This is a genomic window from Rhodobacter capsulatus, assembly GCF_052363175.1.
In the GTDB taxonomy this organism is placed as follows: Bacteria; Pseudomonadota; Alphaproteobacteria; order Rhodobacterales; family Rhodobacteraceae; genus Rhodobacter; species Rhodobacter capsulatus_D.
The window spans coordinates 3,873,018-3,891,999 of sequence record NZ_CP198946.1; the positions used below are offsets into that span (position 1 = coordinate 3,873,018).

The following is an 18,982-nucleotide window of genomic DNA, read 5'->3' on the forward strand; positions in this document are numbered from 1 at the left end:
CTCAGAGGCCAAGCAACCGTTGCAGGAAGATCATGCCGATGATCACCACCATCGGCGTGAAGTCGATGCCCTGAAACGGCGGCAGGATCTTGCGGATCGGCGCGTAAAGCGGCTCGAGGATGCGATTGAGCAGATCCCAGACCTTGTAGACCATCGGCTGCCGCAGGTTCAGCACGTTGAAATTGACCAGCCAGCTCATGATCACCTGGGCAAGGATCACCAGCCACAGGATCTGGAACACGAGGGCAAGGGCCACATGGACCCCGTCGAGCAGCATGTAAGGGTTCATTCTGACCTCCGTCGGATGCGCCTCACAGGTAAGGCACGGCGGGCCTGCTTGCAACTGCCCGAGGTGGCCATTTCGCGGGGCATTTGCCGCAAGGTCGTTGTTGACGCCCCCGCTGCAGCGCGGCACGACAGGGGGGGCAACAGGGGGCAGACATGTATCCGATCATCCGCATGGGCAAGGCGATCCTTTCGTCGCGCGGCAAGACGATGGACATTCTTGAGCCGCTCTCGACCTTTCACCGTGCCTGGCCCTGGGACATCGACCCCTGGAAGGATCTGAATAACGGCCGGATCGTGACGCTGTTCGATCTGGGCCGGATCGCGCTGGCTCAGCGGACGGGGCTGAACGCCAGCCTGATGCGCAATCGCTGGGGCATCGTCGTCGCGGGCAACACCACGCGCTACAGAAAGCGCATCACGATGATGCAGGCTTTCGAGATGCGGACCCGCTGCGTCGGCTGGGACGCGCGGTTTTTCTACATGGAACAGGCGATGTGGCGGGGCGAAGAGTGCTGCAACCACATCCTGATCCGCGGCGCGATCACCTCGAAAGCAGGGATCGTCGCCCCGCAACGGGTGGTCGAGGACATGGGCCATCAAGCTGCAAGCCCCGAGCTGCCCGCCTGGGTGCAGGCCTGGGCCGCCGCCGATCATACCCGCCCCTGGCCGCCGGAAATGCCGCCTTCAAGGTAAATGTTGCGCCGCCTCCCGGTTTCGGGCTTGATCCGGCAAAGTGACCTGGGGGGCAACATGATCACCGAACGCAAGCGCATCTGGGGCTGGTGGTTCTTCGACTGGGCGAGCCAGCCCTACAACACGCTGCTGCTGACCTTCATCTTCGCGCCCTTCATGGAACATCTGCTGGGCGACGGCACCACCGCGCAGACGGTCTGGGGCTTCGGCATCGGCTTTTCCGGCCTGATCATCGCGGTGGCCTCGCCCTTCCTTGGCGCCATCGCCGACCGTTCCGGTCGCCGCATGCCCTTCATCTGGCTGTTTTCTGCGATGTATGTGCTCGGCGCCTGGTTCCTCTGGTATGCCGAACCGGGGAATTTCAACATCTGGCTGGTGATGGTTTCCTTCTCGATCGGCATGATCGGCATGGAGTTCGCCACCTCTTTCACCAATGCGATGCTGCCCGACCTGACCGGACGCGAGAATATCGGCAAGGTCTCTGGCTCGGGCTGGGCCTTTGGCTATGTCGGCGGGATGCTGTCGCTGATCCTGATGCTGACGCTGCTGCAGGCCAGCCCCAGCACCGGCAAGACGCTGGTCGGGCTGACGCCGCTGTTCGGGCTCGATCCCGCCACCGGCGAGGATACCCGCATCGTCGGTCCGCTGACCGCGGTCTGGTATGCGGTCTTCATGATCCCGTTTTTCCTCTGGGTGCGCGAACCGCGCCATCCGGGCGCCGTGCCGGTGGCGCAGGCCTATCGCGAGGCCTGGCCCGAGCTGCGCACCACCCTGAAATCGCTGCCGAAACGGCCGAGCCTGCTGGCCTATCTCGTGTCCTCGATGCTCTACCGCGATGCGCTCAATGGCATCTTCACTTTCGGCGGCATCTATGCGGCGGGCGTGCTGCATTGGTCGATCACGCAGATCGGCCTGTTCGGCATCCTTGGCACGATCACCGGGGCGACCTTTGCCTGGATCGGCGGCAAGGCCGATGACCGCTTCGGCCCGATGGCAGTGATCGTCTTCAACCTGATCGCGCTCGCCCTCGTGACGCTCGGTGTCGTCTTCGTCTCGCGCGAAAGCGTCTTCGGCATGGCCGTGACCCCGGACAGTCATCTGCCCGACATCGCCTTCTATATCCTTGGCGGGTTGATCGGTGCGGGTGGCGGCGCTTTGCAATCGGCGAGCCGCACGATGATGGTGCGCCAGTCCGACCCGGAAAAGATCACCGAATGCTTCGGCCTTTACGCGCTGACCGGCAAGGCCACCGCCTTCATCGCGCCGATCGCGATCGGATCGGTCACCGCGCTGACGCAAAGCCAGACTTTGGGGATCACTCCCGTCATCGTGCTTTTCGTTCTGGGGCTGATGCTGCTAGCCTTCGTCAAATCCGAGGGAGACCACGCGAAAGCGTGAACCAAAGGGAGCGCGCATGACGCCGATCCGCCTTGCCGTTGCCGCCGCTCTGGTGGCGACAGGACCCGTGACGGCCAGCGCCGAACCGCTGGCGCGGCAGCTGTTCGGTGCTCAATCGCGCCCGACGCAGGGCGCCTCCGAGCCGATCGGGTCTTACGCGCGCGGCTGTGCGGCGGGTCTTGTGGCCCTGCCCGAGAGCGGTCCGACTTGGCAAGCGATGCGGCTCAGCCGCAACCGCTTCTGGGGCCAGCCGGAACTGGTCTCCTATCTTGAAGATCTGTCGAGCTTTGCCGCCCGCCTGCCCGGCTGGCACGGGCTTTACATCGGCGACATGAGCCAGCCGCGCGGCGGCCCGATGACCGGCGGTCATGCCAGCCATCAGATCGGGCTGGATGCCGACATCTGGATGCTGCCCGCAACGCGGCTCGACCTGTCGCAAAAGCAACGCGAGAAGATTTCCTCGATCTCGATCCGCACCGAGGATCAGACCCGGGTGAACGGCAACTGGACCCCGCAACACGCGGCGCTGCTACGCGCGGCGGCCTCGGACCCGCGGGTGGAGCGCGTCTTCGTTTCGGCGGCGGCAAAGCTCGCGATGTGTGCCACTGCGACCCGGGCCGACACACCTTGGCTGCAGAAGATTCGACCGATCTATGGCCATAACGAGCATTTCCATGTCCGGCTGAAATGCCCTGCCGGATCGACCCTGTGCCAGACGCAAACACCGACGGTGGCGGAACTGTCGAAAGGCGGCAATGGCTGCGACGAGACCCTGACCTGGTGGGTGACAACCTATCTGGAGGAATTGCGCCACCCGCCGAAACGGCCGAAAAAGCCCGGTCCGGTCCCGAAGACCGCGAAAACTTATGTCATGTCGGATCTGCCCGCCCAATGTCGAAACGTCCTGTCCGCGCCCTGATCGTCAGCCTCGGGCTGGTGGCGGTCGTGGCCGCCTCGACGCTTCTGATCGGCGCCGCCAGCGCCGGTCAGGACCGCGCCGTGTTTTTGCAAAGCTACATCTGGCGCAATCCGAACCCCGCTTTCGGCGGCATGTCTGCGATTGATTTCGCAGATGATGGTGTGAATTTCGTCGCGGTCTCGGATCGCACGACAATCTGGCGCGGGCAGATGCGCCGGGATGCTCAGGGGCGCATCACCGAAATTGTCACCTCGGGGCCGACGAAATTGCACGACAGGAGGGGCAACCCGCTTGGCCTTCTCAGCGGCGATTCGGAGGGGGTCGCGCTGGCCCCGGATGGCAGCGTGTTCGTCTCTTTCGAAGGTGTGCCCCGGGTCTCGCTCTATACGAAAGATGACGGCCCCGGCAAACTCCTGCCCCGACCGCTCGCCTTCAAGACCATGCCGCTCAACGGGGCGCTGGAATCGCTGGCCATCGACGCCCATGGCGCGCTTTACACGATGCCCGAGCGCTCCGGTGGCAAGACGACGCCCTTCCCGGTCTGGCGCTATTCGGACGGGCAATGGACTCATCCGTTTTCGATCCCGCGCGATGGCGACTGGCTGCCGACCGGCGCCGATTTTGGCCCCGACGGCCGGTTCTATCTGCTTGAGCGCGATTTCTGGGGTCTTCTGGGCTTTCGCAGCCGGGTGCAGGTCTTCGACATTTCAGGCGACAGGATCAGCGGCGGCGAGGTGCTGTTTCAGACCACGGTCGGCATGCATGACAATCTTGAAGGTCTTTCGGTCTGGCGCGACGACAGCGGAGCCATCCGGTTGACCATGGTCTCGGACGACAATTTCAGCATCTTTCAGCGCACCGAGATCGTCGAATATCGCATCTCGCACTAAGGTTTTGCTTGACCGAAACCGGCGGCAGGCGTATCCGCGCCTCCGTCCGCATGAGGCGGACCATGTCTCCGCTACCATGTAAAAACGGTGATCCTGAATGCGCTATCTGCCCGGCATCCTTGCCATGGCCATCATTGTGGTGGCCTCGAACATCCTCGTGCAGCATCTGCTCGGTCAATGGCTGACCTACGGGGCCTTCACTTATCCGCTCGCTTTCCTCGTGAACGACACCACGAACCGACTGCAAGGCGCCCGCGCCGCGCGGATCGTCGTCGTCTCGGGCTTTTTCGTCGGCGTGATCTGCTCGCTCGTCGGCTCGCAGATCGAGGGCGAATTCGGCCCGCTCGTCAGCTTCCGCGTCGCGCTGGCCTCGGGGCTGGCCTTCCTTGTCGGTCAGCTGATCGACATTTCGGTCTTCAACCGGCTGCGCAACCGGCTGCGCTGGTGGCCCGCGCCACTCGCCTCGACGCTGATTGGCTCGTTCCTTGATACCTGCGTCTTCTTCACCATCGCCTTTGCCGCCAGCCTTGCCTGGCTCGAGCCCGGCAACGATGTGACCTGGGCCAATGAAAGCCTGCCGCTTCTGGGGCTTGGTCCGGCCGCGCCGCTCTGGATTTCGCTCGCCGCAGCCGATCTGTGCGTAAAACTTGGGCTTGGCATCTTTGCGCTGCTGCCTTTCCGGGCGATGGTCTGGCGGTTTTCGCCACGGATTGCGTAATTTAACTTGCCATACACCAAATCTGTGCCACCCTCCTCATATCGGCAACACGCATGAAAGGAGGTGGTCCAGTGTCTAGAGTGATATTGGAGAGAGGTGTCGGGACAGTCAGGGGGGCCGAGGCCTGAGGGCAACCCCAAGGGTCGCAGACCCTGGCTGGGACGGAGGATCTGATCCAGACCCTAACCGGACCATCTCCGTAGATCTCGGGGGTCGCAGGCCAAGCCCGCGACCCTTTTACTTTGCGACTTTTCGACCGGAGCAGGCCAATCGGCCTGCTTTTTCATTGCGGGGGCTGGAATTGCCGCCCCGCCCGTGGCAATCCGAAAAGCGGCATCCAAGGGGGCGGGAGAGCGCGATGGACGACAGCGACATTTCCGGCATGACGTTCGAGCAGGCGATGGCTGCGCTCGAACAGGTGGTCAACCAGCTTGAACGCGGGGAAGTGGCGCTGGATCAGTCGGTCCGGCTCTCCGAACGTGGCGCGAAGCTGAAAGAGCGCTGCGCGATGCTTCTGAAGGAAGCCGAGGAGCGGGTCGAAAAGATCATGCTGGGCGAAGGCGGGGTGCCCGCGGGCACCGTTGCGGTGGAAGGACTCTGATGTTTTCCGAACGTTTGAAAGAGATTCAGGACGCCGTGGAAACGGCGATGGCGGCGGCGATCGGGCGGCTGCCCGCGGGCGATCTGCGCGATGCGATGGCCTATGCGGCGCAGGGCGGCAAGCGGCTGCGCGCCTTCCTTGCCATCGAATCCGCCGCGATCCACGGGATTTCGATGGCGCAGGCGATGCCCGCCGCGCTGGCGGTCGAGGCGTTGCACGCCTATTCGCTGGTGCATGACGACATGCCCTGCATGGACAATGACGATCTGCGCCGCGGTCTGCCGACCGTTCACAAGAAATGGGATGACGCCACCGCCGTGCTCGCGGGCGATGCGCTGCAGACCCTTGCGTTTGAACTTTGCACCGCGCCGGTGCTGGGATCGGCGGAAAACCGCGTCGCGCTGGTCGCCGCTTTGGCGCAGGCCTCGGGGGCCGAGGGGATGGTTTACGGCCAGGCCCTTGATATTGCCGCCGAAACCGCCGCCGTGCCGCTGACGCTTGACGAAATCATTCGGCTTCAGGCGGGCAAGACCGGGGCGCTGATCTCCTTTGCCGCGCAGGCGGGCGCGATCATCGCGGGCGCCGACCGCGGGCCGCTCGCCGCTTATGCCAAGGCGCTTGGCCTCGCCTTCCAGATCGCCGACGACATTCTGGATGTCGAAGGTGACGAGGAAGCGGCGGGCAAGCGGCTGGGCAAGGATGCCGAGGCGCACAAGGCCACCTTCGTCTCGCTGCTGGGTCTGCCGGGGGCGAAAGCCCGCGCCGCGGATCTGGTCGCCGAGGCCGAAGCCGCCCTTGCGCCCTATGGCGAAGCCGCGGCTACCCTTCGCGCCTGTGCGCGCTATGTGATCGAACGCGACAAGTGAAGCGAGCCCCATGAGCCAGCCCCCAGTGACCCCGATCCTCGACCGCGTCCGCCTGCCCTCCGACATGAAGGGGCTGAGCGACCGCGAGTTGCACCGCCTTGCCGATGAATTGCGCGCCGAGACGATCTCGGCCGTGTCGGTCACCGGCGGCCATCTGGGCGCGGGGCTGGGGGTGGTCGAACTGACCGTGGCGCTGCATGCGGTCTTCGACTGCCCGCGCGACAAGATCATCTGGGACGTCGGCCATCAGTGCTACCCGCACAAGATCCTGACCGGGCGGCGCGACCGCATTCGGACGCTCCGCACCAAGGGGGGCCTGTCGGGCTTCACCAAGCGCTCGGAAAGCCCCTATGACGCCTTCGGGGCCGGGCACAGCTCGACCTCGATTTCCGCGGCGGTTGGTTTCACCATGGCCCGCGAGCTGGGCTCCGAATGCGGCGACGCCATCGCGGTGATCGGCGACGGCGCGATGACCGGCGGCATGGCCTTCGAGGCGCTCAATCACGGCGGCCATCTGGGCAAGCGGATGTTTGTCGTTCTGAACGACAATGAAATGTCGATCTCGCCGCCCGTCGGTGCGCTCTCGTCCTATCTGACCCGGCTTTATGCCGAGGCACCGATGCAGGATCTGAAGGCGATGGCCAAGGGCGCCGTCAGCCTGCTGCCCGAACCCTTCCAGGAAGGCGCGCGGCGGGCGAAGGAAATGCTCAAGGGCATGGCGATTGGCGGGACCCTGTTCGAGGAACTGGGCTTTGACTATGTCGGCCCGGTCGACGGCCATGATCTGGATACGCTGCTGCATCTCTTCCGCACGCTGAAGACGCGCGCGACCGGGCCGGTGCTGATCCATGCGCTGACGAAAAAGGGCAAGGGCTACGCCCCCGCCGAGAACCGCCCCGACCGCGGCCATGCCACGGCCCGCTTCGACGTGCTGACCGGCGCGCAGGTCAAGGCGCCCTCGAACGCGCCGAGCTACACCAAGGTCTTTGCCGAAAGCCTGATCGACCAAGCCGCGCGCGATGAAAAGATCGTCGCGGTGACGGCGGCGATGCCCGAGGGCACCGGGCTGAACCTTTTTGCCGAGCGCTTCCCGCGCCGCTGCTTCGATGTCGGCATCGCGGAACAGCATGGCGTGACCTTCTCGGCCGGGCTCGCGGCGGGGGGGATGAAACCCTTCTGCGCGATCTACTCGACCTTCCTGCAACGCGGCTACGACCAGATCGTGCATGACGTGGCGATCCAGCGCCTGCCGGTGCGCTTTGCCATCGACCGCGCCGGTCTGGTGGGCGCCGATGGGGCAACGCATGCAGGCGCGTTTGACATCGGCTTCATGGCGAACCTGCCCGGCATGGTGGTGATGGCCGCCGCCGACGAGGCCGACCTCGTGCACATGGTCGCCACCGCCGCCGCGCATGACGAAGGCCCGATCGCCTTCCGCTATCCCCGCGGCGAGGGGATGGGGGTGGATATGCCGTCCCAGGGCGTCCCGCTCGAGATCGGCAAGGGCCGGATCATCGCGGAAGGCGCCCGGGTCGCGATCCTGTCCTTCGGCACGCGGCTGGCCGAAGTGCTGAAGGCCCGCGAAGCTTTGGCCGCCCGCGGCATGGCGCCGACCGTCGCCGATGCCCGTTTCGCCAAACCGCTCGACACCGATCTGATCTTGCGGCTTGTCGCAGACCACGAGGCGCTGATCTGCATCGAGGAAGGCGCGGTGGGCGGCTTCGGCAGCCATGTGGCGCAATTCCTGTCGGATCAGGGCGTGTTCGATCGCGGCTACAAGTTCCGTTCGATGGTGCTGCCCGACACCTTCATCGACCACGCCAATGCCGAGGACATGTATGCCGCGGCCAAGATGAACGCGACGGATATCGAGGCGAAGGTGCTCGATCTGCTGGGCATCGCGGTCGCGAAACGCGCCTGAGGCGCGGGTTTCAAGCCTCGCAAAGAGCGTATTTGAACCAAGAAAAAGCAGGTGTTTTTTCTTGGTACAAATACGCATCCTTCCTTTCGGCAAGGCGCGGCGGTCAGATCACCGCGCCAGCCAACGGTCGCGAATGAAGCTGGCCGTCATCAGATCCAGATGCGCGCCGCCGCCGTTCTTGCTCAACGTGATCTCGTCTGCGCTTTCACGGGCAAACCGGCCCGTTGCGATGTCGTAGAAATCCGCGATCACATCCGTCTCGGCAATCACCCCGCGGGTGAGCGGATCGCGGAATTCGCCGATATGGTGCAACGTAGTCGCCCGCGCATCGCAAAAGAGCCGCGCCCGGCGCAGGGTGGCGTCGTCGGCCTCGCGCATGTCGGGGCGGAAGGCGCCGATCAGATCGATGTGGGTGCCCGGTTGCAGCCAGTCACCGCGCAGCCAGGGGTCCTTGGCCATCGTCGTGCCAGCGATGATCTCGGCCTGCCCCAGCGCGGTTTCAAGGTTCATCTCGACCCGCGCGCCCGTGGCCTCGGCCAAGGCTTCGGCACCCGCTTGCGAGCGGTTCCAGACGGTGAACCGGGCCGCGGGAAAGGCCGCGCGATAGGCCTCGATCATCGAGGCGGCCACCTTGCCCGCGCCGCAGATCAGGATCTCCCGCGCCTCGGGCCGCGCCAAGAGCCGCGCCGCCAGCAGCGAGTCGCCCGCCGTCTTCCATTTCGTCACCAGTGCGAAATCGAGCACGGCCGAGAGAAGCCCGGTCCGGTCCTCCATCAGCATCACGCCGCCGTTGACCGTGGGCAGATCGGTCCCGGCATTCCCCGGCACGATCGTCGCCGCCTTCACCAGCATGCCCAGCCCGTCGATCAGCGCCGAGCGCGTCAGCAGCGTATCGGCGCCGCGATAGAGGAAGCTGTCCGCCACCTCGGCACGCGGCAGGCGGTGCCCGGCGCGGAAGGCCTCGGTCAGGCCAATCCAGTCAAGCTGCGCTTCGGCCTCGGGGCCGATCAGGGCGGGGGTCATGCGGCCTCTCCTTCGGTCAGGAAGCCCTCGGCGATGAGCCTTGCCGCCCAGCCGTCCGGCGTGGTGAACAGATGCGTCTTCCAGCCCCGCGCGGCGGCGGCTTCGATGTTTTCCGGGCGGTCATCGGCGAAAAGAAGATCGGCGCCAGAATAGCCCGTGCCCTCCTCCAGCGCCGCGTAAAAGCGCGGATCGGGCTTGATCAGGCCCAGATAGCCCGAGACGAACAGCCGGTCGAAATTGGTCAGGAACGGGTAGTGCTGGCACGCCAGTTCGAAGGTACCGACCCCGAAGTTCGACAACGCGAAGACGGGCGTCCCCTTGGCGCGCAGGGCCGCCAGCAGCCGGACGGACTGCGGAATGGCCGGGGTGCACATGTCGAGCCAGTGGTCGTGCCAGGCCATCACCTCGGCCCGCCAGTCGGGGTGCAGATCGGCATGGGCGCGCACGGTCTCGGCAAAGGGCGCCCCCAGATCGATACGCTCGTTCATCGCGGCGATGCCGGTCTCGGCCCAGAAGGCGCGGCGGCGCTCAGGACCGATCAGGCGGTCATAGAACGCCTCGGGGTGCCATTCGACCAGCACCATTCCGATGTCGAAAACCACGGCTTTTGTCATGTGTGCACCCATGCGATGACGGCGGGGATGGAAAGGATCGAGACCGCGGTCGAGATCAGGATCGCGGTCGAGACGCGCTGCGGCGCGACGCCGAAATGCGCAGCAAGGATGTAGACATTGCCCGCCACCGGCAGCGCGGCGGCGGCGACCATGACCCCCGCAGCGAAGGGCTCGACCGGGAAGATCAGGAAGGCGGCGACGGCAACGGCCAGCGGATGCAGCACCAGCTTCGCCACGGACAACCAGAGCGCGGGGCCAAGGCGCTCTGCCGAGCGTCCGGCGAGTGAAGCGCCGATGGCGAAAAGCGCCCCCGGCGTGGCGGCGCCGCCGAGGATCTTCATGAACTCTTCGAGCGGGCCGGGCATCGGCAGATGCAGCAGCGCCCAGGCGAGCCCAGCCACCATCGAAACGATCATCGGGTTCTTCGCCAGCCCGAGCGCCAGCGGCGCCACGGCCACGCGGCCATGATGGGCATAGGTGACGATGAGCGTGATCAGCGTCGAAAACACGATCATGTCGGCGGCCAGCACCATCAGCACCGGCCCCGCCGCTTTCGGTCCCAACAGCACGACAAGCATCGGCACGCCCAGAAACCCGGTGTTGCCGGTCATTGCGGTATGGGCCTCCATCGCGGCCTCTGCCAGCGGCCGGGCACGCAGTTTCGCCACTGCAAAGCCGAGCACCCAGATGATGAGAGAGGCGGTCAGATAGGCGGCGAAGAAGGCGGGATCGAAGAGCTCTTCGATCGGCAGCGTCGCGGTGAAGCGAAACAGCATCGCCGACAGCGCGAAGTAGAAGACGAATTTCGTCAGCCAGGCCGTCGCCTCGGGCGGGAAGAAACGCAGCCGACCCGCCGCCCAACCGAGCCCGATCAGCGCGAAGAAGGGCAGCGTCTTGAGGAAGATCTCGATCATGGCAAAGGGCTAACATGCCCGCGCGCCTGGCGCCAGCGAAGGGATTTGCGTATTTGGACCAAGAAAAAACCCACCGCTTTTTCTTGGCCTAAATACGCCCTTTCAACCGCCACCGATCAGCGCCCCCGCCGCAAAGACCAGCGCGCCGCCCACCACAACCTGCAGCACGGCGCGGAAGAAGGGGGTTTCCATGTATTTGTTCTGAATCCACGCAATCGCCCACAATTCGACGAAGACGATCACCATCGCCAGCCCCGTCGCGGTCCAGAAATCCGGAATCAGATAGGGCAGCGCATGGCCCAGCCCGCCCAGCGCCGTCATCACGCCAGAGGCCAGCCCGCGTTTCAGCGGACTACCGCGCCCCGAGATCACCCCGTCGTCATGCGCCGCCTCGGTGAAGCCCATCGAGATCCCGGCGCCAACCGAGGCCGCGAGACCGACGAGCAGCGTCGTATGGGTATCCTGCGTCGCAAAAGCCGTGGCAAAGATCGGTGCCAGCGTGGAGACCGAGCCATCCATCAGCCCCGCGAGCCCGGGCTGCACCCAAGTGAGCACGAATTGCCGATGCGCCGAGGCGTCTTCCTCGGTCTTCGCCTCGCCGCCCAGATTGTCCTCGGTCAGGTTTTCGGCATGGCGTTCGTGCCGCGCCTCGGCCGCGGCGAGATCGCCCAGAAGCTTGCGCGTCGCCGCGTCGGTCGTGTGTTTCGCTGCCTGCACATAAAAGGCCCCCGCGGTGCGTTCCATCGTTTCGGCCTCGGCCCGGATCGCCTCCAGCGACAGGTTGGCCGAAAGCCACATCGGCTTGCGCGCATAAAAGCCCGCCACATGTTCGCGGCGAATGAGCGGGATCACTTCACCGAAGCGGGCCCGGTGGCGCTCGATCAAGGCCTGGCGGTGGCCGTCTTCCTCGGCGGCCATGCCATCAAAGACTGTGGCGGTGGCGGGATAATCGGCGCGCAGCCGTTCGGCAAAGCTGCGATAGATCCGGGCGTCGTCTTCCTCCGAGGAAATGGCGAGGGCCAAAACCTCGCGTTCGGAGAGGTCGGAAAAGCGGCGGCGGTTGGCGAGTGCGGAAAACATGGCGACCCCATTTTAGAATAATTCCAATATAGACGCTGTGTCGCATCTTGCAATCGATTGATGTGAACCGTCTAGTTCATTTTGTCCTTGAAAAGCTGAACGACTCGGTTCATATGGCCCATGTAAACCGATTGGTTCAGATTGGAGACCAACATGAAACGCTTCTTCCTTGGCCTTGCGCTTGTCACGATGACCGCGTCTGCCGCCGCGGCCGGAGGCATGAGCTTCGACCTGCCGCGCCTCGATTTCCCGAGTCAGGGCGCCGAGGTGACCCAGACCTGCAACCTGCTGACGCAAACCTGCAGCCAATAAGTCCGGCGCAAGCGCTGTGCCACGAATGGTTGACCGTGCCGCCCCTGCACCCTACGCATGGGCGGACAGGGTAACCGAACGGGGGACAGCATGGCCAAGACAGGCGAGGCGCTGATCGTCATCGACATTCAGAACGACTTCTGCCCGGGCGGAGCCCTGGCGGTGGCGGGCGGCGACGAGATCATTCCCCGCGTCAATGCGTTGATGACGGAAGCCCCCGTCACCGTGCTGACGCAGGACTGGCACCCGGGCGATCACACGTCCTTCGCGGAAAATCACCCGGGCGCCGTGCCGTTTTCGCAAATCACCCTGCCCTATGGTGCGCAGACGCTCTGGCCCGCCCATTGCGTGCAGGGCACAAGGGGCGCCGACTTTCACCCGGAGCTGCGCACCGATGCCGACCTGATCCTGCGCAAGGGCTTCCGCCCCGCGATCGACAGCTATTCGGCCTTTTTCGAAAATGACCGCACCACCCCCACCGGCCTTGCCGGCTATCTGCGCGAGCGCGGCATCACGCAGCTGACCTTTGTCGGGCTGGCGCTGGATTTCTGTGTGGGCTGGTCGGCGGTCGACGCGGCGAAGCTTGGCTTCACCACCCGCGTTCTGGAAGGTGCCTGCCGGGCCATCGACCTGAACGGCTCGCTCGCGGCCGCGCGGGGCCAGATGATCGCCGCGGGCGTCGCACTGGAGCCCTGAGATGGTCGATATCGCCACCCGCGTCTACAATCACCGCTGGCAGATCGACCCGATCATCCGTTCGCTGATCGATACCGACTTCTACAAGCTCCTGATGTGCCAGTCGGTGTTCCGCCACCGCCGTGACACGCAGGTCACCTTCAGCCTGATCAACCGCACGAAATCCATCCGCCTGGCCGATCTGATCGACGAGGGCGAATTGCGCGAGCAACTGGATTACGCCCGCGGCTTGCGGCTGACGCGGGGCGAAAGCACCTGGCTGCGCGGGAATACCTTTTACGGCAAGCGGCAGATGTTCCGCCCCGATTTCATGGAATGGTTCGAGGCCTTCCGCCTGCCGCCCTATCACCTTGAAAAGCGCGATGGTCAGTATGAGCTGACCTTCGAGGGCAACTGGCCCGAGGTGATGATGTGGGAAATTCCGGCGCTGGCGATCTTGATGGAGCTGCGCTCGCGCGCGGTTCTGCACGGGATGAAGCGCTTCGAATTGCAGGTGCTGTATGCGCGCGCGATGACGCGCGTCTGGGAAAAGATCGAGCGGCTGAAGCGGATCGAGGGGCTGAAGATCGCCGATTTCGGCACGCGCAGGCGGCATGGGTTCCTGTGGCAGGACTGGTGCGTGCAGGCGATGGTCGAGGGCTTGGGCGATGCGGCGCAGGGCGGCTGTTTCACCGGCACCTCGAATTGCCTGATCGCGATGCGCCGCGATCTGGAGGCCGTCGGCACCAATGCACACGAGCTGCCGATGGTGATGGCGGCGCTGTCGGACACCGACGAGGAATTGCGGCAGGCACCCTATCGCGTGCTTGAGGACTGGCACGAAGAACACGACGGCAACCTGCGGATCATCCTGCCCGACACCTATGGCACCAAAGGTTTTCTGCAACGTGCCCCCGATTGGCTTGCCGCCTGGACCGGGATCCGGATCGACTCGGGCAACCCCTATGAGAGCGCGGAAACCGCGATTTCCTGGTGGCAGGCGCGCGGCGAAGACCCGACGAAGAAGCTGGTGATCTTTTCCGACGGGCTCGACGTGGCGCAGATCGAGGCGCTGCACGCGCAGTTCCGCGGCCGGGTGAAGGTCAGCTTCGGCTGGGGCACGCTGCTGACGAACGATTTCCGCGGGCTGGTGGACGAAGACGAGCTGTCGCCCTTCAGCCTGGTGTGCAAGGCGGTGGCGGCAAACGGGCGCCCTACGGTAAAACTGTCGGACAACCCGGAAAAGGCCACCGGCCCCGATGCCGAGATCGCCCGTTATCGGCGCGTCTTCGACGTCGGCGCGCAGACCGCGACGCCGGTCGTCGTTTAACCGTCGAGCGCGTTCATCAGCCAGTAAAGCCCGGCCGACAGCACCGCGGACGCCGGCACGGTGATGATCCAGGCCGCGATGACCGTGGTGATATGCGAGCGCCGCACCAGCAGACGGCGCGAGCGTTCCTCGGGCGGGACGATCTTGCCCTTTTGCAGGCCCAGCATCCGCGCCCGGCGTTCCGCATGCCATTCGCGGTAGAAGCCGACGCCGAAGACGCCGCCCACCGCGATATGGGTCGAGGACACCGGCAGGCCGAGCCATGAGGCGACAATGACGGTGATCGCCGCCGAGAGCGCCACGCAATAGGCGCGCATCGCGTTGAGCTTGGTGATCTCGGAGCCCACAAGCTTGATCAGCCGCGGTCCGAACAGCGTCAGCCCGACCGAGATGCCGAAAGCGCCGACCGCCATGATCCAGAACGGCACCTCGACCTTGTCGCTCAACGTACCGTCCTGCACCGCATGGACGATGGCAGCCAGCGGCCCCACCGCATTGGCCACGTCATTCGCCCCATGCGCAAAGGACAAAAGCGCCGCCGACACGATCAGCGGAATGGTGAACAGCTTCTTCAGCGTCTTCTTGCGGTTTTCCTGCCCGGCAGACTGCGCCCGAACCAGCGGCACCGACACGCCCCAGGCCACCAGCCCGACCAGAACCCCGATCAGCAGCGATGCGCCCAGCGAGATGTGAAGGATCTTCGTCAGGCCCTTGAGCGCCAGATAGGCGGCGAAGGTGCCGGACATGAAGCCGATCAGCATCGGCACCCATTTGCGGGCCGCGGTGATCTTGTCCTCGACATAGATGATCTTGGCCTTGATGAAGGCGAGGAACAGTGCCGCGAAGATCCCGCCCATGATCGGCGAAATCACCCAGCTGGCGGAAATCGTCGCGATGGCGGGCCAGTTCACCGCACCGAAACCGGCGGCGGCCACGCCCGCGCCAACGACGCCGCCGACGATCGAATGGGTGGTGGAGACCGGCGCCCCCATCCAGGTCGCCAGATGCAGCCACAGCGCCGAAGCCAGCAGCGCCGCCATCATCGCCCAGATGAAATGCGCCGCATCGGGCACGGCCTCGGGGGCCAAGATCCCGGTCGAGACGGTCTTGACCACATCGCCCCCGGCAATCAGCGAACCCGAGACCTCGAAGATCGCGGCGATGATCAGCGCCCCCCCCAGCGTCAGCGCATTCGCGCCGACCGCCGGGCCCATGTTGTTGGCCACGTCATTCGCGCCGATGTTCAGCGCCATATAGGCGCCGATCGCCGCGGCAAAGACCACGATCAACCCACCGGGTTGCGCGCCTATCAGGATCGCGGCAAAGACCCCCGCCAACACGATGAAGGCAAGCCCTAACCCCGGCGCCACCAGCGGCCGCGCAACGAATTGCGTGGCTTCTTCAAGCAAGCCGATCCGGCTCAGGTCCTTGTCGAGGGTTTTCCACTGGTTGACGGGCGGTGTGGCCACGGCTCTTCCCCTACTGTCGCGTCGCTAATGATGACGTCACGACTCTGTTACATTCGGGCCGGGGCAGTAGACCTTTTGCGGCGGCAGTTCAACGATGCATTATGCCAGTTGCCGCAGAAGCGGCTTAAGGTCCTTTTCCTTGACACATTTTGCCGCCGCCTTCGGGGAAAGCCATTTGCGGTCGCGGCGTCCCAGTTCGGGATAATCCTCGTCGAAGCCTTCGACATCGACAAGGAAGCAAAGCACCTTGCAGCGCTGCACCAGACCATTCTTGCGCCGCTTGTCGTAATGAAAAGCCCCGACCGGATCGGCATGGACCCGACCGACGACGCCCGCCTCTTCCCAGGCCTCGCGCAGCGCCGCCTCGGCCAGCGTCTTGCCCCGCATCGGCCATCCCTTCGGCACAATGCAGCGCCGCGTGTCGAGCGAGGACACGAGCAGCACCTCGGTTTCCTTGCCGGTGCGACGGCGGCAGAGCGCCGCCACCTGCAGCGCCTCGGGGCGGTGCCCCAGCAGATGACGCAGGAAGGGGGGCAGACCGATCATCCGATCTCTCCCCAGGGGCTGCCGCCCTCAAGCAGCATCCGCGCGAGCGCCACCGCCCGATAGGCATAGGCGCGCTGGCGGCGGGTGTCCGTGGGCGCACGGGTGACAACCCAGCCCGCCGAGACAAAGGCCCGCACAGCCAGAAAGAGCGGCAAGAGCGCCAGTTGATTGACCGTCAATTGTCTTCGGCTGCGATAGCCCGCAACCAGCCGGCGGGCGTGCTCGGGCAAGAGCGGATCGCCCCAGCTTTGCACCAGAGCCGAGGCCAGATCGTAAAGCCGCCAACCCGGCCCGCAGTCGTCAAAGTCGATCAGCCGCAGACCCTGCCGCGTGATCATCACGTTCGAACGCAGGGTGTCGGCATGGATCGGCCCGAAATCCTGCGCCAGCGGCAGCAGATCCAGCGCCTTTGCCCGCGCGGCCAGCAGGATCGCGCTTTCTTCGGGCGTCAGCGTCGGCGCCTCCCAGAACCGGCCGAGCCGCGGGGCATCGCCCAGAAGCGCCGCGGCATCCCAACCCGCGCGCGGGAAGGGCACGGGGCAGGCGCCCGCATCGGTCGCATTGTGCAAATCGGCGATCAGCGCCCCGAACTCCTCGGCCCGGACCAGCACGGCAGAATTTTCCAAAGGGGCGACGGCCTCGCCCATCGGCCGCCCCTCGATCCAGCGCAGGCAGGAAAAGGTCAGCCCGTGCACCTGTGCAACCCAGGCGCCATTCGCCGCCGGGATCGGCTCGGCCACGGCCACGCCCCGGTCGCAGAGCCGCGCCGACCAAGCCAGTTCGGCCGCAATCGCCTGCGCATCCTGATAGCCGGGCCGATGCAGCCGCAGGGCCGCCTTGGTGCCGGTGGGCAGGATGGTGCCGAAGACGATGTTTTCCGACCGCCAGATCAGCTGCAGCGGCGCCCCCATGCACAGCCAGGCACGTTGCGCCTCGGCGGCGATCTCATAGGCGTCGGCATCGTCCATCATGCGGGGATCTTTCGCAAAATGATGTCGATCGTCTCGACCAGTTGCGCAGCATTCGCGCGCGAAAACGGCATCGGCGGGCGCATCTTGAGGATATGCTGACCGCGCCCGACGCGGCCGAGCAGGATGCCTTCGTCCTTGGCGGCCTCGACCACCCGGCCACAAAAGTCCGTGGCGGGCTGGCCCTCGGCAGCAAATTCGATGCCGAAGAACAGGCCGAAGCCGCGGGTATCGGCGATCAGCGGATGGCGCAATTCGCGCAGAAGGCTCAGCGCATATTGGCCCACATCGCGGGCGTTATCGACCAGCCCCTCGTCCTCGATCACATCAAGGACGGCACTGGCCGCAGCGCAGGACACCGGGTTCCCGGCAAAGGTATTGAAATAGCCGAAGGCGTTGCGGAACGCCGCCATCACCTCGGGCCGCGCGATCACCGCGGCGACCGGATGGCCATTGCCCATCGGCTTGCCCAAGGTCACCACATCGGGCGCGAAGCCCAGAAACTCATGGCCCCACCAGTGCGATCCAACCCGACCAAAGCCCGGCTGCACCTCGTCGCACAGGATCAGCCCCCCGGCCTTGCGCACCACCTCGACAGTCGGATCAAGGAACCCGGGGCCAATGCCGGGCGTGCCTTCGTTGGCGAAGATCGGGCAGAGCATGATCCCCGCGAAGCCATGCCCCGAGGCCTCCAGATCGGCCATCGCAGCCGCCACCCCCTCAGCAAAGGCCTGCGGCTGCGCGGCCAGCGAACCGCCCAAGGGCGCCAGACTGTCGGGCGCAGGCACGCGGCGGATATGAGGCGGATAGCCACCAATCGGCGGGCGCCGGGTCGAGAGATGCGCCACCGCCGTCGTGTTGCCGTGATAGGTGTTGTCCGTCGCGATCAGCCCGGTTTTGCCGGTCATCGCCTGCGCCATCCGCAGCGCGACGTCATTCGCCTCGGAACCCGTGCAAGTCATCAGCATCTGGCTGAGATCATGCGAGAATTTCGCCACGAGCCGCTCGCCATAGTCCAGAATGCCCTCGTGCAGATAGCGCGTATGGGTGTTCAGAACCGACGCCTGCCGGGCAATCGCCTCGACCACCTTCGGGTGTCCATGACCGACATGGGCGACGTTGTTGTAGCAGTCGAGATAGCGCCGCCCGGTCTCGTCGAAAAGCCAGACACCCTCGCCGCGCACGATCTGCAGGGGGCGCTCGTAAAAGGTCGGCACATTGGGGCCAAGCAGCCGCGCCCGGCGGGCCAGCAGATCATTCATCTTCGCCCACCCTGCCCCGCAGCGCCTTCACTTCACCGCGCACCGTCTTCGCCGCCAAACGCCGCCGCTGACTGCCCAAGGTCGGCTTCGTCGCCACCCGGCGCTTCGGCGCCACCAGCGCCGCGCGGATCAGCTCCACCAGTCGCTCCCGCGCCATCTCGCGGTTGCGCAACTGGCTGCGCGTCTCCTCGGCGCGAATGACGATCGCGCCATCCAGCGTCCATTTCCGCCCGGCCAGCCGCTTCAACCGCGCCTTCACCGGCACCGTCAGATGCGGACTGCGCTCGGCCTCGAAGCGCAACTCCACCGCGGTCGAGACCTTGTTGACGTTCTGCCCCCCCGGCCCCTGCGAGCGCGTGAAGCTTTCCGACAGTTCCCAGTCGGCAATCGCCAATGTGTCATCGATCCACAGCATGGGCCCAACCTAAACACCGATTCGAAAAACAAAAGCCCCCGGCCCTTTATCTTGCCGAAAATATCCCGGGGTGCGGGGCA

At 65.3% G+C, this 18,982-nt stretch carries 21 protein-coding genes; 11 read left to right on the plus strand and 10 right to left on the minus strand.

What is annotated here, in order from left to right; all coding sequences use genetic code 11:
- Nucleotide 1: 1 nt before the first annotated feature.
- Entirely contained in the window at nucleotides 2–289 is a 288-nt protein-coding gene (locus ACTTAI_RS20075) for a YggT family protein (protein ID WP_444453381.1), read from the minus strand.
- 152 nt (nucleotides 290–441) lie between these two features.
- Here ACTTAI_RS20075 and ACTTAI_RS20080 point away from each other — a divergent pair, with 152 nt between their 5' ends.
- From ACTTAI_RS20080 to dxs, 8 genes are all read left to right on the plus strand, one after another.
- Nucleotides 442–981: an acyl-CoA thioesterase gene (locus ACTTAI_RS20080; RefSeq protein WP_444453382.1), complete on the plus strand. Its 540-nt coding sequence runs from the start codon at nucleotides 442–444 to the stop codon at nucleotides 979–981.
- Nucleotides 982–1,038: 57 nt separating this feature from the next.
- A complete protein-coding gene (locus ACTTAI_RS20085; RefSeq protein WP_444453384.1) occupies nucleotides 1,039–2,379 on the plus strand; it encodes an MFS transporter in 1,341 nt (446 codons plus the stop codon).
- A 16-nt stretch (nucleotides 2,380–2,395) separates the two neighbouring features.
- On the plus strand, nucleotides 2,396–3,298 hold the full coding sequence (gene mepA / locus ACTTAI_RS20090; protein ID WP_444453385.1) for a penicillin-insensitive murein endopeptidase: 903 nt from the start codon (nucleotides 2,396–2,398) through the stop codon (nucleotides 3,296–3,298).
- A complete protein-coding gene (locus ACTTAI_RS20095; RefSeq protein ID WP_444453387.1) occupies nucleotides 3,271–4,188 on the plus strand; it encodes an esterase-like activity of phytase family protein in 918 nt (305 codons plus the stop codon). The genes mepA and ACTTAI_RS20095 overlap by 28 nt, the downstream gene beginning before the upstream one ends.
- Nucleotides 4,189–4,285: 97 nt before the next feature.
- Nucleotides 4,286–4,906: a queuosine precursor transporter gene (locus tag ACTTAI_RS20100; protein WP_444453389.1), complete on the plus strand. Its 621-nt coding sequence runs from the start codon at nucleotides 4,286–4,288 to the stop codon at nucleotides 4,904–4,906.
- Between the two features lie 358 nt (nucleotides 4,907–5,264).
- Nucleotides 5,265–5,507: an exodeoxyribonuclease VII small subunit gene (locus ACTTAI_RS20105; protein ID WP_110804625.1), complete on the plus strand. Its 243-nt coding sequence runs from the start codon at nucleotides 5,265–5,267 to the stop codon at nucleotides 5,505–5,507.
- Nucleotides 5,507–6,373: a polyprenyl synthetase family protein gene (locus ACTTAI_RS20110; RefSeq protein ID WP_444453391.1), complete on the plus strand. Its 867-nt coding sequence runs from the start codon at nucleotides 5,507–5,509 to the stop codon at nucleotides 6,371–6,373. The genes ACTTAI_RS20105 and ACTTAI_RS20110 overlap by 1 nt, the downstream gene beginning before the upstream one ends.
- A gap of 10 nt (nucleotides 6,374–6,383) precedes the next feature.
- Entirely contained in the window at nucleotides 6,384–8,294 is a 1,911-nt protein-coding gene (gene dxs / locus ACTTAI_RS20115; protein ID WP_444453392.1) for a 1-deoxy-D-xylulose-5-phosphate synthase, read from the plus strand.
- A 108-nt stretch (nucleotides 8,295–8,402) separates the two neighbouring features.
- On the opposite strand, the gene ACTTAI_RS20120 is transcribed toward dxs, so the two are convergent.
- The 4 genes from ACTTAI_RS20120 to mbfA form a co-directional block, all read right to left on the minus strand.
- On the minus strand, nucleotides 8,403–9,317 hold the full coding sequence (locus tag ACTTAI_RS20120; RefSeq protein WP_444453394.1) for an ornithine cyclodeaminase family protein: 915 nt from the start codon (nucleotides 9,315–9,317) through the stop codon (nucleotides 8,403–8,405).
- A complete protein-coding gene (locus ACTTAI_RS20125) occupies nucleotides 9,314–9,931 on the minus strand; it encodes an HAD family hydrolase (protein ID WP_444453395.1) in 618 nt (205 codons plus the stop codon). Before ACTTAI_RS20125 ends, ACTTAI_RS20120 begins: the two co-directional genes overlap by 4 nt.
- Nucleotides 9,928–10,845: an AEC family transporter gene (locus ACTTAI_RS20130; protein ID WP_444453397.1), complete on the minus strand. Its 918-nt coding sequence runs from the start codon at nucleotides 10,843–10,845 to the stop codon at nucleotides 9,928–9,930. The genes ACTTAI_RS20125 and ACTTAI_RS20130 overlap by 4 nt, the downstream gene beginning before the upstream one ends.
- A gap of 102 nt (nucleotides 10,846–10,947) precedes the next feature.
- On the minus strand, nucleotides 10,948–11,925 hold the full coding sequence (gene mbfA / locus ACTTAI_RS20135; RefSeq protein ID WP_444453399.1) for an iron exporter MbfA: 978 nt from the start codon (nucleotides 11,923–11,925) through the stop codon (nucleotides 10,948–10,950).
- Between the two features lie 153 nt (nucleotides 11,926–12,078).
- Between mbfA and ACTTAI_RS20140 the strand changes: the two genes are divergently transcribed.
- From ACTTAI_RS20140 to pncB, 3 genes are all read left to right on the plus strand, one after another.
- Complete coding sequence (locus ACTTAI_RS20140) at nucleotides 12,079–12,237, plus strand: hypothetical protein (protein WP_444453400.1); 159 nt, start codon at nucleotides 12,079–12,081, stop codon at nucleotides 12,235–12,237.
- A 90-nt stretch (nucleotides 12,238–12,327) separates the two neighbouring features.
- Nucleotides 12,328–12,933, plus strand: coding sequence for a bifunctional nicotinamidase/pyrazinamidase (gene pncA, locus ACTTAI_RS20145; RefSeq protein WP_444453401.1), 606 nt, complete (start codon nucleotides 12,328–12,330; stop codon nucleotides 12,931–12,933).
- 1 nt (nucleotide 12,934) lies between these two features.
- Nucleotides 12,935–14,242 (plus strand): nicotinate phosphoribosyltransferase, encoded by a 1,308-nt coding sequence (gene pncB, locus ACTTAI_RS20150; protein WP_444453403.1) that lies wholly within the window; start codon nucleotides 12,935–12,937, stop codon nucleotides 14,240–14,242.
- On the opposite strand, the gene ACTTAI_RS20155 is transcribed toward pncB, so the two are convergent.
- The 5 genes from ACTTAI_RS20155 to arfB all read right to left on the minus strand — a co-directional run bounded on the left by ACTTAI_RS20155 (nucleotide 14,239) and on the right by arfB (nucleotide 18,902).
- Nucleotides 14,239–15,711 (minus strand): inorganic phosphate transporter, encoded by a 1,473-nt coding sequence (locus ACTTAI_RS20155; protein ID WP_444453405.1) that lies wholly within the window; start codon nucleotides 15,709–15,711, stop codon nucleotides 14,239–14,241. The two genes, pncB and ACTTAI_RS20155, sit on opposite strands and share 4 nt — an antisense overlap.
- Nucleotides 15,712–15,810: 99 nt before the next feature.
- Nucleotides 15,811–16,257, minus strand: a complete 447-nt coding sequence (locus tag ACTTAI_RS20160) for an NUDIX hydrolase (RefSeq protein ID WP_444453407.1) — start codon at nucleotides 16,255–16,257, stop codon at nucleotides 15,811–15,813.
- The gene (locus tag ACTTAI_RS20165) at nucleotides 16,254–17,228 is read right to left on the minus strand and encodes a phosphotransferase enzyme family protein (RefSeq protein ID WP_444453409.1); all 975 of its coding nucleotides are present in this window, start codon (nucleotides 17,226–17,228) and stop codon (nucleotides 16,254–16,256) included. Before ACTTAI_RS20165 ends, ACTTAI_RS20160 begins: the two co-directional genes overlap by 4 nt.
- A complete protein-coding gene (locus ACTTAI_RS20170; protein ID WP_444453411.1) occupies nucleotides 17,225–18,487 on the minus strand; it encodes an aminotransferase class III-fold pyridoxal phosphate-dependent enzyme in 1,263 nt (420 codons plus the stop codon). The genes ACTTAI_RS20165 and ACTTAI_RS20170 overlap by 4 nt, the downstream gene beginning before the upstream one ends.
- On the minus strand, nucleotides 18,480–18,902 hold the full coding sequence (gene arfB / locus ACTTAI_RS20175) for an alternative ribosome rescue aminoacyl-tRNA hydrolase ArfB (RefSeq protein ID WP_444453412.1): 423 nt from the start codon (nucleotides 18,900–18,902) through the stop codon (nucleotides 18,480–18,482). The genes ACTTAI_RS20170 and arfB overlap by 8 nt, the downstream gene beginning before the upstream one ends.
- Nucleotides 18,903–18,982 lie beyond the last annotated feature (80 nt).